Origin of the sequence: Brevundimonas albigilva, assembly GCF_023503965.1 — a bacterium.
Classification (GTDB): Bacteria; Pseudomonadota; Alphaproteobacteria; order Caulobacterales; family Caulobacteraceae; genus Brevundimonas; species Brevundimonas albigilva.
In genome coordinates this window covers 2,758,452-2,773,750 of sequence record NZ_CP097298.1, presented here as the reverse complement: position 1 = coordinate 2,773,750, position 15,299 = coordinate 2,758,452, and the positions used below count along the sequence as shown (strand labels likewise).

Sequence of the window (15,299 nt, the reverse complement as noted above, 5' to 3'; positions counted from 1 at the left end):
GGCGGGTCAGAGACCGGCCAGGCCGCTCATCGCCGCCGTGCTGGCCACGAACATCATGCTGATGCTGCCGATCACGGCGCTGATGATGAAATAGACCACGATGCTGAGGATCAGCGTGACGATGAAATAGCCGACCTTCTTGTCTTCCGGCGTCTTCATCAGGATCGGCAGGCCGACGAACAGCAGATAGAAGGAGTAAAGGCCCAGGATCGCCAGCACGCCCAGCATGGGAATCAGGCCGAACACCCCGGCCAGCCAGGCCGCCGTCCACGAATAGACCGCCACCTTCATCGCCTGGATCTTGCTGGGGACCGAGCCGAAGCTGGGGGCCAGGGCGTTGATGATCAGGCCCAGCAGGAAGACGCCCAGCAGCGACAGCAGATAGCTGACCACGGCCACCACCAGCGCCGCGGTGATCGGCATCCGCATTCCGAAGATCGGCAACAGCTGGCCGCCCAGCAGGCTGCACACCGGGCCGATGGCGGCCAGGATCATGGCGTAGCGGGTGAACAGGGTCTGGGTGGTGGCGAACTCGCCGTCGATCCGCTCCCACTCCGCCCGGGGCTGAAGCAGGATGCCCTTGACGCGCGCCACCAGGGCGGGATCGACGGCGGGTTGGCTCGGCTGGTCGGTCATGGAGGGCGCTCGGGGGCTGGGAGAACAGGGTGCGGCATACTGACCCCGGCTTGGCCATAGATGCAAGATGCTGAGAGTCAGTCTCATTTCCACACCCACGTCAGTTCCGGTCGCAGACGGGCGGCGGGCGGATAGCCCCCGCCGCGGCATCTGCTAGACAGGCCCACATGGCTCGCGACACCGCCCTCTACGTCTGTCAGTCCTGCGGGACGGTCCACGGCAAATGGTCCGGCCAGTGCGGATCGTGCGGCCAGTGGAACACCCTGAGCGAGGAGAGCCGATCCGCCCCGCCCGGCGCCATCAAGCCGGCCGCCTCGGCCGCCGCGCGCGGCCGGGGCCTTCAGTTCGAGACGCTTCAGTGCGACACGCCCGAGCCGCCCCGCATCGCCACCGGCGTGGCCGAGTTCGACCGGGTCTGCGGCGGCGGGGTCGTGCCGGGATCGGCCATTCTGCTGTCGGGCGATCCGGGGGTGGGCAAGTCGACCCTGTTGCTGGAGGTCGCGGCCAAGGCCGCGCTGCGCGGCGCCAAGGTCGCCTACATCTCCGGCGAGGAGGCGGTCGAGCAGATCCGCGCCCGGGCCAAGCGGATGGGGCTGGCCGACGCGCCGGTCGATCTGGCCGCGGCCACGGCGCTGCGCGACATCCTGGGCACGCTGAAGCGCGAGACGTTCGACATCGTCATCGTCGATTCGGTGCAGACGCTATGGTCCGACGTGCACGAGAGCGGGCCGGGCTCCATCACCCAGGTGCGGGCCTGCGCCGGGGAACTGGTGCGGCTGGCCAAGAACGGCGGCCCCGCGGTGGTGCTGGTCGGCCACGTCACCAAGGACGGCCAGGTCGCCGGCCCCCGGGTGGTCGAACACATGGTCGACGCCGTCATGACCTTCGAGGGCGAGCGCGGCTATCCCTTCCGCATCCTGCGCGCCGGCAAAAACCGCTTTGGCGCGACCGACGAGATCGGCGTCTTCGAAATGGGCGACAGCGGCCTGCGCGAGGTCGCCAACCCCTCGGCCCTGTTCCTGGGCGAGGGCAAGGACCGCGCGCCGGGCGCGGCCGTGTTCGCCGGCATCGAGGGTTCGCGGCCCGTGCTGGTCGAGATGCAGGCCCTGGTCGCGCCCTCGGCCTACGGCACGCCGCGCCGGGCCGTGGTCGGCTGGGATTCGGGCCGGCTGGCCATGCTGCTGGCGGTCTTGGAAGCGCGCTGCGGCCTGGGGTTCGGGGACAAGGACGTCTATCTGAACGTCGCGGGGGGCCTGCGCATCAACGAGCCGGCGGCGGATCTGGCCGCGGCGGCGGCGCTGATCAGCTCGGCCCTGGACGTGCCCCTGCCGCAGGGTTGCGTCGTCTTCGGCGAAATCGGCCTGTCGGGCGAGGTCCGCAGCGTCGGCCGCGCCGAGGCCCGTCTGCGCGAGGCCCAGAAGCTGGGCTTCGACCAGGTCCTGTCCCCGCCCCTGTCGGCCAAGACCAGGGGCGTGAAGACCACGGCGGCCACGCGCCTGTCCGAAGTGGTCGAACGAATCTCGCAGAACCGGTATTAGAGAGCCGTGAGCCCCGCCAGGAACCCCGCCGCGTGACCGGATACGACGTCTTCGTCATCGTGGTTCTGCTGTTCTCGGCCGCCGCCGGCTGGGTGCGCGGGGGCGTCCGCGAGATCGTGACCCTGCTCAGCGCGCTGCTGGCCGCCCTGGTCGCCCTGATCGCCCTGCCCTTCACCGCCATGGCCGGGCGCGCCGTGGTCGATCCCGACTGGGCCGGCACGGTGCTGGCGGCCATCCTGACCTTCTTCGTCGTCTATTTCGGCCTGCGGATCGCCGGATCCCTGCTGTCCAAGAGCGCCAAGGCGCATCCGTCCCTGGGCGGCCTCGATCGCGTGCTTGGCCTTGCCGTGGGCGCCGTGCGCGCCCTGATCCTGATCGGAGCGGTCCATCTCGTCATCGTGGCCGCCTTGCCTGGCGAACGCACGCCCCGCTGGCTGAACGGCGCCCTGACCTATCCGGTCAGCGCGCTCGGCGCGCGGGCGATCCAGATGGTCCTGCCCGGCATCGGCCGGGGCGTCGACGCCATCTCCCCCGTGGTGGATTCCTCCGTACGCAAAGGGTTTTCCGATCGGGAAGCCTTGCCCCAGCCGCAATCCGGGACTACTTCGCCGCGCGAAGCCGCCCCCTAGTGTCCCAAGTCCCAGGTCATCGGAGCCCGACGATGCGCCACCATATCGCCGATCCCGTCGTTCACCGCGAACATTGGCGCGAGCCGGAGGACGACCAGCTTCGCCTGGAATGCGGCGTCTGCGGCGTCTGGGGCGCGGAAGAGGACGAGGGCTCGGCCGTCGTCGCCCTGGGCCTGCACGCCCTGCAGCATCGCGGCCAGGAAGCCTGCGGCATCGCCAGCATCAAGGACGAACGCTTCTACACCGAACGGCACCAGGGCCTGGTGGGCGAGGCCTTCGGCGGCGCCGACCTGGCCGGCCGGATGCCCGGCCGGGCGGCCGTGGGCCATACCCGCTATTCCACCGCCGGCGGATCGTTTCTGCGCAACATCCAGCCGATGTTCGCCGATCTGGACCAGGGCGGCATCGCCATCGCCCACAACGGCAACCTGACCAACTTCAAGTTCCTGCACAGCCAGCTGGTCGGCGAAGGCGCCATCTTCCAGTCGACGTCGGACTCCGAGGTCATCCTCCACCTGATCGCGCGCAGCCGTAAGGCCAAGATCGTCGATCGCTTCATCGACGCCCTGGCGCGGATCGAGGGCGGCTACGCCCTGGTCGCCCAGACGCGGCACAAGATGATCGGCGCCCGCGACCCGCTGGGCATCCGTCCGCTGGTGCTGGGCCGGGTCGGCGAGGCCTGGGTGCTGGCGTCCGAGACCTGCGCCCTGGACATGATCGGCGCGACCTTCGTGCGCGACGTCGAGCATGGCGAGGTCGTCGTCATCGACGAAAGCGGCCTGCGCTCGCTCAAGCCCTTCCCCGCCCGCGCCGCCCGCCCCTGCCTGTTCGAATATGTCTATTTCTCGCGCCCCGACTCGGTCGTGAACGGCCGCTCGGTCTATGAGGTCAGGAAGGAGATGGGGCGGGGCCTGGCGCGCGAATTGGGCGTGGAGGCCGACATCGTCGTGCCGGTGCCGGACTCTGGCGTGCCGGCGGCCTTGGGCTACGCCCAGGAGAGCGGCATCCCCTACGAGATGGGCATCATCCGCAGCCACTATCTGGGCCGCACCTTCATCCAGCCCAGCCAGGGCGCCCGTCAGAAGGGGGTGCGCATGAAGCACAGCCCCAACAAGTCGGCCCTGGCCGGCAAGCGCGTGGTGCTGATCGACGACTCCATCGTGCGCGGCACCACCTCGCTGAAGCTGGTCCGCGCCGTGCGGGCGGCGGGGGCGACCGAGGTCCACCTGCGCTCGGCCAGCCCGCAGATCCTGTTCCCGGACTTCTACGGCATCGACATGCCGGAACGCGCGCAGCTGCTGGCGGCCAACAAGACGCTGGAAGAGATGCGCGACATGCTGGAGGTCGACAGCCTGGGCTTCCTGTCCATCGACGGCCTGTACCGGGCGATGGGCGAGACGGGCCGCGACAAGGCCAACCCGCAGTTCACCGACCACTATTTCACCGGCGACTACCCGACCCGCCTGCTGGACCGGGAGATCGAGGAAGGCGGCCGCGAATTCGGCGCCCGGCAGTTGTCCCTGCTCGTCAGCGCCTGAAGCCAGGCGGACGGCGCCGGGCGAATAGCGGCTTGGCGGGCCGGCCTCGCGCGCGCTATCAGGCGCCATGTCCGAACTCCCCCTTTCCGGCCGTATCGCCCTGGTCGTCGGCGCCTCGCGCGGCATAGGCTATGAAAGCGCCCTGGCCCTGGCCAAGGCCGGCGCCCACGTCATCGCCACGGCGCGCACCCAGGGCGGCCTGGAAGAGCTGGACGACGCCGTCTTCGCCGCGACGGGCCAGCACGCCACCCTGGTTCCCTTCGACCTGGTGGACGGGGGCGCCATCGACCGGCTGGGCGGGGCCATCTTCGAGCGGTTCAAGAAGCTGGACATCTGGGTCCAGGCGGCGGCGACCATGGGGCCGTCGGGCCTGACGCCGGTGTCCCACGCCGACCCGCGCGAGTTCGCCAAGGTCGAAAAGACCAACTTCACCGCCGTCTATCGCCTGATCCGTTCGCTGGAGCCGCTGCTGCGCGCCTCCGACGCGGGGCGCGCCATCCACCTGACCACCAGCGTGGCGGCCAGGCCCCGCGCCTTCTGGGGCATGTACGCCGCCACCAAGGCGGGCGCCGAAGCCCTGGTGAAGGCCTGGGCCGACGAGATCGAGAGCACGCCGGTCGGCGTCAGCATCGTCGATCCCGGCCGGATGCGAACCCAGATGCGCGCCCAGGCCTATCCGGGCGAAGACCCGCAGGGCCTGCCCCATCCGTCCGAGATCGCCCCCCTGATCGTCGAACTGGCCCGCGGCGACCTGACGCCGCCGCTGACGGTGTCCTTCAGGGACTGGAAGTCGGAGCCGTCCCCGGAAGCCCTGGTCTAATCGCGAAGATCGTCGAGGAGATCGGGCAGTTCGGCGGGCCAGATCGCCTCGGTGGAGGCCCGGATGTCGGCCGCCGTCCACCAGCGGTGCTCGACCAGGACGCGCCGCTCCTCTTCCGTCCAGCCCCCGGGCGCGACGACGAAGCGCTCGGCGCGCAGCAGGAAGAAGCGCTGATCCACGTCGGCCATGCGGCCGTCAGGCAGGCGAAAGGCCACGCGGACGCGGGCGACCTGGGGACCGGGATCGGCGACGGACAGGCCCGTCTCCTCGAACAGTTCGCGACGCGCGGCGTCCTCGAAGCTTTCGCCCGGCTCGCAGCCGCCGCCGGGCGTGGCCCAGAAGACGGTTCCGGACAGCGGCCCCTCGGCGAAGACGAAGCGGAACAGCAGCACCCGGCCCTGCGGGTCCAGGATCAGCCAGCGGGCGGTCGGCCGCGCGGGAAGCGTCGCGTTCCCCTCGCTCATGGGCGTCAGCGCTTGGCGCCGCCCTTCTGGCCGCTGCGGACGCGGCCCGAGCGCGAGACCTGACGGGCGCCGCCACGCGCGCCCTTGCCGACGATGGCGTTGGTCCCGGACTTCTTGGAGGCGCTGGCCTTCAACCCGCCCAGAGGCTTCACCTTGGGCTTGATCCCCGCCTTGGCCTTCTGCTCCAGCGCCTTGCCCGGCAGATTGGACAGCCGCTCCTCGGCCTTTTCGGCCTTCTGGATGCGGCGCGGCGCGGTCTTGGCCGCGCCCTTGAACCGCTCCGGGCCCGACTTGGCGCCGCCGTCGACATAGGGGTTGGCCCCGCTGGTCTTGACGTTCAGCCGGATGGGCGTGCCCGGCAGGTCGAAGCTCTCGCGGATCGAGTTGATCAGATAGCGCTTGTAGTGGTCGGGCATGGCCGAGGCGCGGCTGGCCATCAGCACGAACGTCGGCGGACGCGCCTTGGTCTGGGCGATGTACTTGGGCTTGATCCGCTTGCCGTCCACCGCGGGCGGCGGATGGCGCTGGGTGGCCATGGACAGCCAGGTGTTGAGGTCCTTGGTCTTCACCTTGACCGACCAGATGTCATAGGCCTGGAGTACGGCCGGCATCAGGCGGTCGACGCCGCGGCCGCTGTGCGACGACAGGGCGACGAAGGGCGACCCCTTAAGCTGGGGCAGCTTGTCCTCGGCCAGCCGTTTCAACTCGGCCAGGCGCGCCTGCGGCTCCTCCTCCAGATCCCATTTGGAGGCGACATAGACCAGGGCCCGCCCCTCGCGCTCGACCAGGTCGGCCAGCTGCAGGTCCTGGGTGTCGAAGGCGTCGTCCTTGTCCATGACCAGGATGACCACCTCGGCGAAGGTGATGGCGCGGATGGTGTCGGCGACCGACAGCTTCTCCAGCTTCTCCTGAACCCGGGCCTTGCGCCGCATCCCCGCCGTGTCGATCAGGCGGATGTTCTTGTCTTCCCACACCCAGTCGACCGAGATGGAATCGCGCGTGATGCCGGCCTCCGGCCCGGTCAGCAGCCGGTCGTCGCCGATCAGGCGGTTGATCAGGGTCGACTTGCCGGCGTTCGGGCGGCCGATCACGGCGATGCGGATCGGCTTTTCCGGCTCGTCCTCTTCCTCGATGAAGATGTCTTCGGACGCGGTGACGATGGCCTGATACAGGTCGGCCATGCCCTCGCCGTGCTCGGCCGAGATGGCGACCGGCTCGCCGAAGCCCAGGGCGTGCGCTTCTCCGACACCGCCGCCCGAGGCCTGGCTTTCCGATTTGTTGGCCAGCAGGATCACCGGCTTGTGCTGGCGGCGCAGGCGTTCGGCGAAGATGCGGTCCAACTGGGTCACGCCCTCGCGCGCATCCATCATGAACAGGATCAGTTCGGCGTCGTCCAGCGCGGCCTCGGTCTGCTCGCGCATCCGGGCTTCCAGGCTTTCGTCGGTGACGTCCTCATACCCGGCCGTGTCGATCAGCGTCAGGTCCATGTCGCCGATATTGCCGTCGGCGTAGCGCCGGTCGCGGGTCACGCCGGGGCGATCGTCGACCAGCGCCAAACGCTTGCCAACGAGGCGGTTGAACAGGGTCGACTTGCCCACATTGGGGCGGCCGACAATGGCGACCTTCAGAGCCATGTCGGCCTTCTAACCCAGTTTGCGACGAAACGTCAGCGGATGCAGATCAGCTGACCGGAATCCGTCAGCACATAGAGGGCGCCGTTATAGGCGCTGGGGGCGATGAAGGCGGGCGCGCCCAGCTTCAGGGTCGCCTGCGGCGCGCCGGTCTTCGGGTCGAAGGCGACGGCCTCGCCGAACGAGTTGACCATCACCAGGCGGTTCGACGCCAGGATCGGCCCCGACCATTGCGGGCGAAGCTCATGATCGAAGAAGCCCAGGAAACCGCCTTCCTTGCGGACACGCCCCTCGTTCAGCTCGCGCGTCCAATAGACCTGGCCGGTGTCGCGGTTGGCGGCGATCAGTTCGCCGGCCTTGGAGACGACATAGACCGCGTCGCCGACCGGCAGCGGGGCGTTGACGCCGACGATGGGCAGCCGCCAGCGCGGCTGGCCCGAGCGGATGTCGATGGCCGCCATCTGGCCCGAATGGCTGACGCCATAGACCATGCCGCGGCTGATGACCGGACGCCCGGCGATGTCGCGCACCTCGGACAGGGCGCTGGTGCGGCTGGTGTTGGACAGGGTCTCTTCCCACACCGGCTGGCCGTTGTTGGTCCGCAGGGCGACCAGCTGGCCCGAGGCGAAGGGGGCGATCACCGTCTCGCCCGTCACCGCCGGGCTGGAGGCGCGCAGGACCCGCGCCGGCTCGCCGATGCCGCGATAGGCCCAGGCCTGGGCGCCGGTGGCGGCGTCGAAGGCGAACATCTGGCTGTCGACATCGACCACGAAGACGCGGCCGCCCGCGACCGTGGGCGCGCCGTGCACCGGGGCGTCGACGTTCTGGCTCCAGACCACGGCGCCGCTGTTGGCGTCCAGCGCCGAAACCACGCGCGTTCCCGACGAGACGAACACCCGCCCGCCGGCCACGGCGACGCCGCCGCCGAAGCCGTTGTCGCGGCCGCGATCGCGACCCTCGGGCTTCACGTCGGCCTTCCACAGCACCGCGCCGGTGTCGGCCGAGACGGCCGTGACGGTCGAGCGGCCGTCCAAGACGAAGATCTTGCCGTCGGCGGCGACCACCGGGGACATGACGTCGCCCGGATTGGCCGAGCCGGCGCCGATGTCGCGGCGCCAGGCGATCTGGAAGTTCGGCGCGGCGATGACGTGCTCGACCAGGTTCTCGGGCGTGCCGCCGGGCTGGGTCCATGCCGTCACGGCCTGCGGGCCGGGCAGGAAGATATCGCGGCCGGCCAAGGCCGCCGAGGGCGCCAGCTGCTCGTCGAAGGCCAGCACCGAAATACGCTGCCCCTCCGTCGCCGTGGCCTGGGGCTGGTCGCTGCGACCCAGGCCGAACGGCAGGGACCGGCGCACGGCGCCGCACGACGCGACCGTCAGGGCGACGCCGCAGACCAGCGCGACTTTCAGAGCTCGGTTCATCGAAGGCGTCCTGTCCGGTGACGTCACTGTTGGGTCGGCGCAGCGGCCGGGGCCGGGGCCGAGGCCGGGGATGCAGCCTGCGATGCGGGCGCGACTTGCGGCGCGGCGGGCGGCGGCGCGGCCTTGGCGGCGTCGACGATCTTGGGCAGGGCGGCGACCGTGCCGGAATCGATCATGGCGATGGCCGCCTGGGCCTGCTGGCGGATGGCGTCGGGCACGTCCTGGCCCAGTTGCAGCACCACCAAAGCCGAGCGGGCCTCGGCCGCCTTGCCGTGCTGGAGGCGGGCCAGGGCCAGCGCATGCTGGGCGAAGGCGTGCAGCGGGCGGTCGTCCTCGGCCAGCGGGGTCAGGCGGCTTTCCAACTCGGCCAGCGGCGCGGTGTCCATCAGCAGCCACGCGGCCTTGAGCGAAGCCGTGTCGGACAGGATCGGGTCGCGCGTCGCCTTGGCGGATTCGTCGAACAGGCGCACCGCGTCGGGAACCTTGTTGGCGTCCAGGGCCTGGGCGGCCTGCTGCTGAAGGGCCAGGGCCTTATAGGCGCCGTTGCCCTGCTCGACCGCTTCCTGGAAGGCGGCGCGGGCGTCGGCGGGCTTGCTTTCGCGCAGGGCTTCCAGGCCGCGATCATAGGCCTCGGCGCCCTTGGCGGCGCGATTGGACTGATAGCTGTCCCAGCCCCACCAACCCAGCGCGCCGATCAGCGCGACGATCACGACCACGGCCGCGACGGGCAGCCAGGTGCGGGCCAGGCGCTTATACCGGTCGGAGCGGAGCTCCTCCTCGACCTGCTCGAAGACATCAACCACGGAAACGTCGCCCCAAAAGATCGCTGCACGGAATCCGGCGGACCCTAGAGGGTCGCCCTCACGCCCGCAACGAAGCCGTTACGGCGAAGCCGGTTTTTTCGAGAAGTAGGTCTCGACTTCGGCAGGAAAACGGCGGGACTTCACGTCAGAGGCGAAGGCGGCGGCGGCGCGGTCGATCTCTCCGCGCAGATCGGCGTACTTGCGGACGAATTTGGGGGTCCAGTCGAACATTCCCAGCATGTCGTTGACCACCAGGACCTGGCCGTCGCAGGCGGCCGAGGCGCCGATGCCTATGGTGGGGACGTCGATGGTCTGGGTGATTTCGCGCGCCAGGGATTCGGCCACGCCCTCGATGACGATGCAGAAGGCGCTCGCCTCGGCCACGGCGACAGCCTCGGCCAGCACGCGCTCGCGTTCCGCGTCGGTTCGGCCCTTGGCCTTGAAGCCGCCTTCGGCCAGCACCGCCTGGGGGCGCAGGCCGATGTGGCCCATCACCGGAATGCCGCGCCGGACCAGGAACCGGACGATGGGCGCCAGCTCCGCGCTGGTCTCCAGCTTCACCGCCTGGGCGCCGGTTTCCTTCATGACCCGCGCAGGCGTCGTAGGCGGCCTGCTCGCCGCCCTCGTAGGCGCCGAACGGCATGTCCACCACCACCAGGGCCCGGCGCGAGCCCCGGACCACCGCCTGGCCGTGCAGGATCATCATCTCCAGCGTGACGCCGACGGTGTTGGGAAGGCCGTGCACCGCCATGCCCACGCTGTCGCCCACCAGCAGCACGTCGCAGTGGGGGTCCAGCAGGGCCGCCATCGGCGCGTCATAGGCGGTCAGGCAGACGATCGGTTCGCCGCCCTTTCTCGCCGCGATGTCGGGCACGGAAATGCGCCGGACGGTCTCCTGGGCGTGAATGGACATCGGCGGGCCTCCTGTCTGATCGGCCGTCAGATAGGCGCCCGCGCCGCCCGAGTCACCCTAGATGTCCTGAGAAAGCCGCACCGCGCCGGCGGCCAGCAGCGCGACCAGCGCCCCGGCGACGATCCAGAACGCCGCCATGCCCGACCCGCTCATCAGGTCGATCGAGCCCAACCCCAGGGAGTCCAGCCCCAGACCGCCCAGACCGGACTGGACCGCGCCTTGGGCCGTGACGGCGACCGCCTGCGCGCCCTGGCCCAGCGTCGTCACCTCGGCCTCTCCGCCGGTGAAGTTCAGATTGATCCCTTCGCGCACCGCGATCAGCCCGCCGATCAGCCCCGCGCCGGTCAGGGCCACGCCGCGCCAGCGCGAACGCTTCTCCAGCCGCGTGCGGAACTCGGCGACGAACAGGGCGTCGTCGGCCATCCTGGGGGCGCGGGCGAACAGTCGCTCGATCGCCGGGTCGAATTCGTCAGCCGACATGAGCCGACCTCCCGCCTGAAGCCGCCGGCTGAAGCCGAGCGCGGAGTTTATCCAGACCACGTTTGACATGGGATTTCACCGTTCCGAGCGGCAAATTCATGGCCGCGGCGATTTCCGGATGGGACATGCCGGCGCCGTGGCACAGCGACACGCACACCCGTTCGGTCTCGTTCAGCGCCTTCAGCGCCTCGTCCAGGTCCAGCGCGCCGGCCTGGTCGACCGGCGTCGCCGCCTCCTCGGCCTCGATCTCGGCGACATAGCGGGCCTCGCGGGCGACGCGCTTCAGATAGAGGCGCGCGGCGATCTTCTTGACCCAGCCGGCGAAGGTCCCCTGCCCCCGAAACTCGGCGCAGCGCTGGAAGCCCTGCAGGAAGGCGTCCTGGGCCACGTCGTCGGCCAGCGACGGGCTGGCCCCCATCCGGCGCAGCAGGCCCCGGACCGCCGAACCGTGCCGGCGCACCAGCTCGCCATACTCCCGCCGCCCGCCGGCGGCCGCCTGGGCCGCCAGCTCGACGTCGTGAAGATCGTGCAAGGATGTCCTGTTCATGACGGTTTCCCCCGATCGGTCGCCGTCAGTCCTTGTTCGGGTTGAAGAAGCTCAGGACGATGAAGGCGATCCCGATGACGGCGGGAATGCAGGCGATGCCCAGCAGGCCGTTGTCCATGCCGCCGTTCCAGCCGTTTCCGCCCAGGTCGCTGACGACGCCGAAGGCGGCGACGCCGATGCCGACCGCCAGCCAGATGATGCCGCGGCGGATGTCCCGGGTGCGCGACGGCAGGGTCTTCTGCACGTCCTTGGTCATGGCGTCGATCAGTTCGGACGGCAGGTCCTGGCCCTTGTCGACCGCGTGGCGGACGGTCTCCTGCATGTCGCGCTTCTCGCGGTACTTCAGGAAGGTCGGGCCGACGATGATGGCCGTGATGGTGCCGAAGACGGCGAAGATGGCGAAGATCGGAATGAAGTCTTCCATGGCGATACCCCTGTGATCCCTTGCGGCCCAGCCTGATGCGGCGGCCTTCTGATCACAAGAGGCCGCCAGGCGCCCCCACGGATGCGAAGCCTTTGGTGAAATCTTCGTAAGGTCGGCCGCGCCGGCGTTCGGCGTCGCTGGAATCGGTTTCGGGCGCCGCCGGTTCGCGCTAGCGTCCGCCGACATTTCCAGAAAGGCATTCCCATGAGCCATGTCACCTATCGCATCGTCGAACACGACGGCGGCTGGGCCTATCGGTCGGGAGACACCTTCTCCGAGACCTTCGCCAGTCACGATCTGGCCCGGGCCGCCGCCGTGCGCGCCGCGCACGAGCAAAAGGTCCCGGATGAAACCGCGATGATCGAATACGAAGGGCCTGACGGCGAATGGATCACCGAGCGGGCCGACGGCCACGACCGCCCGGCCACTGACGTCGAAGGCTGAGCATGGCCAGTCGCGACCTGATCGTCTTTTCCGCGCTGAATGGAGCGCTGGCCGTAGCGCTGGGGGCTTTCGCCGCCCACGGCGCGGGTCTGCAGGTCAAGACCCTGCTGACCACGGGCGCGCATTACCAGCTGGCGCACGCCGTCTTCGGCCTGGCCTGCGCCCTGTGGACGGGCGGGGGCCGTCTGGCGCGCCTGGCCGGCTGGCTTGGGGCGGCGGGCGGCCTGGTGTTCAGCCTGGCTCTGGCCTTCATCGCGCTGCTCAGCCTACCCGCCATGGGCGCGGTCGCGCCGGTCGGCGGGGTTCTGATGATCGCCGGTTGGCTTTGCGTCGCGTTTGCGGCATTGCAAGGCCGCTCCTCTTAAGGCCAAGTTTCGCCTTCTCAGAAAGACCGTTCGATTCATGGCCTTCCCCGCGCCTGCCGATCCCCGTCGTGAGCTCTATCCCGAGATCGAACCGTTCGCCTCGGGCTGGATGGAGACCGACGGTCCTCACCAGATCTATTACGAGGAATGCGGCAATCCGCAGGGGCGCCCGGTCCTGGTCCTGCATGGCGGACCGGGCGGCGCCGTCAATCCGGGCATGCGGCGCTATTTCGATCCGGCCAAGTACCGCATCGTCCTGTTCGATCAGCGCGGCTGCGGCAAATCCCGCCCGAACGCCTCGCTGGAAGACAACACCACCTGGACCCTGATCGAGGATATCGAGCGGCTGCGCGCCCGTTGCGGCGTGGACAGGTGGGTGGTGTTCGGCGGCTCCTGGGGCTCGACCCTGTCGATGGCCTACGCCATCACCCATCCCGAGCGGTGCCTGGCGCTGGTGCTGCGCGGCATCTTCCTGCTGAGCCGCAAGGAACTCCACTGGTTTTACCAGGACGGCGCCTCGATGATCTTCCCCGATGCGTGGGAGCGGTTCGTCGTGCCCATCCCCGAGGCCGAGCGCGGCGACCTGATGGGCGCCTATTACAAGCGACTGATCGGCGACGACGTGGCGGAACGCGAGCGCTGCGCCATCGCCTGGTCCAGCTGGGAAGGCGAGACCGTCAGCGTAGAGGGCCCCGACGCCCGGCCCGACAAGTTCGCCGAGCCCGAGTTCGCGGTCGCCTTCGCACGGATCGAGAACTGGTTCTTCACCAACGGCGGCTTCTTCCCCGAGGAAGACTGGATCCTGAAGAACGTCGACCGGATGCGGGACATTCCTTGCTGGATCGCGCAAGGCCGCTTCGACGTGGTCACGCCGATCTCGGGCGCCTGGGCGCTGCACCGCGCCTGGCCCGAGGCCCGGCTGGACATCGTGCCCGACGCCGGCCACGCCTCGTCCGAACCCGGCATCATCGACAGCCTGATCCGCGCCACGGACTGGGCGGCGACCGTCTAGCGATTAATCGCTCTTCAGCTCTATCCGAATGGCGCGGAATACGCCGTCGCCGGCGTTATAGATGGCGTGCGGCCCTTCTGGCGGAAACCATAGCGCCTCGGGCGGCGGTCCAGGCGGTAGGGGCGTGCGCCGGACCTCGGCAAGACCGTCCTCGCCCCTCTCGTAGAGGATATCGACCAGCGGCTGCGCCGATTGGATGTGCATCACGCTGGACCAGCGGTGAACGTGCGGCGCCTCTGTCTCGCCCGGCTGCACAGTCACCCTGAGAACGCGGACCCGATCATTCTCTAGGATCACCACGTGATTTTCCGGCGCGGCGACGACCGCATCCAGCGGGTCCAGCTGCAGACCGCTCAAAGCAGCGACGACAAAGGCGAGGATCATGGCGCGTCTCCATCGAAACCGAACCGTGTCACGCCGCGCCTCGGAAGGATAATGAAAAAGGCCCGGCGGTTTCCCGCCGGGCCTTTCGATCTTCAGCGGACGCTGAAGCCCAGATTACTTGATCTGGACCTTGGCGCCGGCTTCCTCGAGCTTCTTCTTCAGCTCTTCGGCGGCTTGCTTGGAGACGTTCTCGACGACGTTCTGCGGAGCGCCTTCGACCAGGTCCTTGGCTTCCTTCAGGCCCAGGTCCGAGCGAGCGCCGCGAACTTCCTTGATGACGTTGATCTTCTTGTCGCCGCCGTCGACCAGGACGACGGTGAACTCGGTTTGCTCTTCGGCGGCTTCAGCCGGAGCGCCGCCAGCGGCGCCGCCAGCCGGCATGGCCATGGCGACCGGAGCGGCGGCGGAAACGCCCCACTTTTCTTCCAGCAGCTTGGAGAGTTCAGCGGCTTCCAGAACGGTAAGCGCGGACAGGTCTTCGACGATCTTGGCGAGGTCGGCCATTGTCAGTTTTCCTTCGGAGGATTGGTTTCAGAGAGGGATGCAGAGATGAAAGGGTCCGCCGCTTACGCGGCTTCCTTGGTGGCGTAGGCGTTGAACACCCGGGCCAGCTGACCGGCGGGCGCTTGCAGCACGCCGGCGACCTTGGTCGCGGGCGCGTTGAGCAGGCCGATGAGTTGGCTGCGGACTTCGTCCAGCGTCGGCAGCTTGGAGAGCGCCTCGACGCCCTTCTGGTCGACGACGGTTTCGCCCATGAAGCCGCCGACGATCTTGAAGCGATCGTTAGCCTTGGCGAACTCGGTGGCGACCTTGGCGGCCGTACCGGGGTTCTCGGCGTAGGCGATGCCCACGGGGCCCTTGAACAGGCCGTGGTAATCGCTGCCTTCTTCGGCTTCGAGCGCCTTCAGCGCCAGGCGGTTCTTGACCACCTTGAACGCGCCGCCGGCGGTACGCAGCCGGCCACGCAGGTCTTCCATTTCCGCAACGGTCAGACCCAGGTTGTGGGTCACGACCACGGAGCCGGCGTCGGCGAACACGCCCTTGAGCGTCTCGATCGACTCGGCCTTTTGTGCGCGGTCCATTGCGGTCTCCAGTCTTGGCATTCGCCGCCGGGCTTATTCCCGACGACGGATTTGGCCAAAGCGTCGCGCGTCGCCGCGAGACGTTCAGGCCGGTCGTATTGTCCGAAGGAAGCGACTGACGGCGTCCGTCCCGGAATGCGGGCCGACATCTGCCAGTTTGCGTCCCCA

The 15,299-nt window shown here is 69.1% G+C and carries 18 protein-coding genes and 1 pseudogene; 7 read left to right on the top strand and 12 right to left on the bottom strand.

The genetic code is table 11. The features are described 5' to 3' along the window. Nucleotides 1–6: 6 nt before the first annotated feature. Nucleotides 7–636, bottom strand: coding sequence for a Yip1 family protein (locus MU852_RS14615; protein ID WP_249750167.1), 630 nt, complete (start codon nt 634–636; stop codon nt 7–9). A gap of 167 nt (nt 637–803) precedes the next feature. Between MU852_RS14615 and radA the strand changes: the two genes are divergently transcribed. The 4 genes from radA (at nt 804) to MU852_RS14595 (ending at nt 5,161) form a co-directional block, all read left to right on the top strand. Continuing rightward, complete coding sequence (gene radA / locus MU852_RS14610) at nt 804–2,174, top strand: DNA repair protein RadA (RefSeq protein ID WP_249750166.1); 1,371 nt, start codon at nt 804–806, stop codon at nt 2,172–2,174. Between the two features lie 32 nt (nt 2,175–2,206). Continuing rightward, nucleotides 2,207–2,803: a CvpA family protein gene (locus MU852_RS14605; RefSeq protein ID WP_249750165.1), complete on the top strand. Its 597-nt coding sequence runs from the start codon at nt 2,207–2,209 to the stop codon at nt 2,801–2,803. A 32-nt stretch (nt 2,804–2,835) separates the two neighbouring features. Further along, the gene (purF, locus tag MU852_RS14600) at nt 2,836–4,341 is read left to right on the top strand and encodes an amidophosphoribosyltransferase (protein WP_249750164.1); all 1,506 of its coding nucleotides are present in this window, start codon (nt 2,836–2,838) and stop codon (nt 4,339–4,341) included. Nucleotides 4,342–4,408: 67 nt separating this feature from the next. Then, a complete protein-coding gene (locus MU852_RS14595; protein WP_249750163.1) occupies nt 4,409–5,161 on the top strand; it encodes an SDR family NAD(P)-dependent oxidoreductase in 753 nt (250 codons plus the stop codon). Here the strand turns inward: MU852_RS14595 and MU852_RS14590 are convergent. From MU852_RS14590 to MU852_RS14555, 8 genes and pseudogenes are all read right to left on the bottom strand, one after another. After that, nucleotides 5,158–5,625, bottom strand: a complete 468-nt coding sequence (locus MU852_RS14590; protein ID WP_249750162.1) for an NUDIX hydrolase — start codon at nt 5,623–5,625, stop codon at nt 5,158–5,160. The two genes, MU852_RS14595 and MU852_RS14590, sit on opposite strands and share 4 nt — an antisense overlap. Nucleotides 5,626–5,630: 5 nt before the next feature. Further along, nucleotides 5,631–7,259 carry a ribosome biogenesis GTPase Der gene (gene der, locus MU852_RS14585; RefSeq protein WP_249750161.1) on the bottom strand — a complete coding sequence of 543 codons (1,629 nt, stop codon included), beginning with the start codon at nt 7,257–7,259 and terminating at the stop codon, nt 5,631–5,633. Nucleotides 7,260–7,291: 32 nt separating this feature from the next. After that, the gene (locus MU852_RS14580; RefSeq protein ID WP_249750160.1) at nt 7,292–8,677 is read right to left on the bottom strand and encodes an outer membrane protein assembly factor BamB family protein; all 1,386 of its coding nucleotides are present in this window, start codon (nt 8,675–8,677) and stop codon (nt 7,292–7,294) included. Between the two features lie 23 nt (nt 8,678–8,700). Continuing rightward, nucleotides 8,701–9,480, bottom strand: a complete 780-nt coding sequence (locus MU852_RS14575) for a tetratricopeptide repeat protein (RefSeq protein WP_249750159.1) — start codon at nt 9,478–9,480, stop codon at nt 8,701–8,703. Between the two features lie 78 nt (nt 9,481–9,558). Beyond that, nucleotides 9,559–10,393: pseudogene (gene panB / locus MU852_RS14570) on the bottom strand (3-methyl-2-oxobutanoate hydroxymethyltransferase). A 57-nt stretch (nt 10,394–10,450) separates the two neighbouring features. Continuing rightward, nucleotides 10,451–10,873, bottom strand: a complete 423-nt coding sequence (locus MU852_RS14565; protein ID WP_249750158.1) for a hypothetical protein — start codon at nt 10,871–10,873, stop codon at nt 10,451–10,453. Further along, the gene (locus MU852_RS14560; RefSeq protein ID WP_249750157.1) at nt 10,863–11,420 is read right to left on the bottom strand and encodes an RNA polymerase sigma factor; all 558 of its coding nucleotides are present in this window, start codon (nt 11,418–11,420) and stop codon (nt 10,863–10,865) included. Before MU852_RS14560 ends, MU852_RS14565 begins: the two co-directional genes overlap by 11 nt. Before the next feature lie 25 nt (nt 11,421–11,445). Continuing rightward, nucleotides 11,446–11,844, bottom strand: coding sequence for a DUF6249 domain-containing protein (locus MU852_RS14555; protein WP_249750156.1), 399 nt, complete (start codon nt 11,842–11,844; stop codon nt 11,446–11,448). A 204-nt stretch (nt 11,845–12,048) separates the two neighbouring features. Between MU852_RS14555 and MU852_RS14550 the strand changes: the two genes are divergently transcribed. The 3 genes from MU852_RS14550 to pip are packed head-to-tail and all read left to right on the top strand — an operon-like array spanning nt 12,049 to nt 13,665. Next, nucleotides 12,049–12,288 (top strand): hypothetical protein, encoded by a 240-nt coding sequence (locus MU852_RS14550; protein WP_249750155.1) that lies wholly within the window; start codon nt 12,049–12,051, stop codon nt 12,286–12,288. 2 nt (nt 12,289–12,290) lie between these two features. Then, complete coding sequence (locus MU852_RS14545) at nt 12,291–12,653, top strand: DUF423 domain-containing protein (protein ID WP_249750154.1); 363 nt, start codon at nt 12,291–12,293, stop codon at nt 12,651–12,653. A 37-nt stretch (nt 12,654–12,690) separates the two neighbouring features. After that, nucleotides 12,691–13,665, top strand: coding sequence for a prolyl aminopeptidase (gene pip / locus MU852_RS14540; RefSeq protein ID WP_249750153.1), 975 nt, complete (start codon nt 12,691–12,693; stop codon nt 13,663–13,665). A gap of 3 nt (nt 13,666–13,668) precedes the next feature. Here the strand turns inward: pip and MU852_RS14535 are convergent, their stop codons facing one another. The 3 genes from MU852_RS14535 to rplJ form a co-directional block, all read right to left on the bottom strand. Then, complete coding sequence (locus MU852_RS14535) at nt 13,669–14,049, bottom strand: hypothetical protein (RefSeq protein ID WP_249750152.1); 381 nt, start codon at nt 14,047–14,049, stop codon at nt 13,669–13,671. A 114-nt stretch (nt 14,050–14,163) separates the two neighbouring features. Then, a complete protein-coding gene (gene rplL / locus MU852_RS14530) occupies nt 14,164–14,553 on the bottom strand; it encodes a 50S ribosomal protein L7/L12 (protein ID WP_249750151.1) in 390 nt (129 codons plus the stop codon). Between the two features lie 62 nt (nt 14,554–14,615). Next, a complete protein-coding gene (gene rplJ / locus MU852_RS14525) occupies nt 14,616–15,131 on the bottom strand; it encodes a 50S ribosomal protein L10 (protein WP_249750150.1) in 516 nt (171 codons plus the stop codon). Nucleotides 15,132–15,299 lie beyond the last annotated feature (168 nt).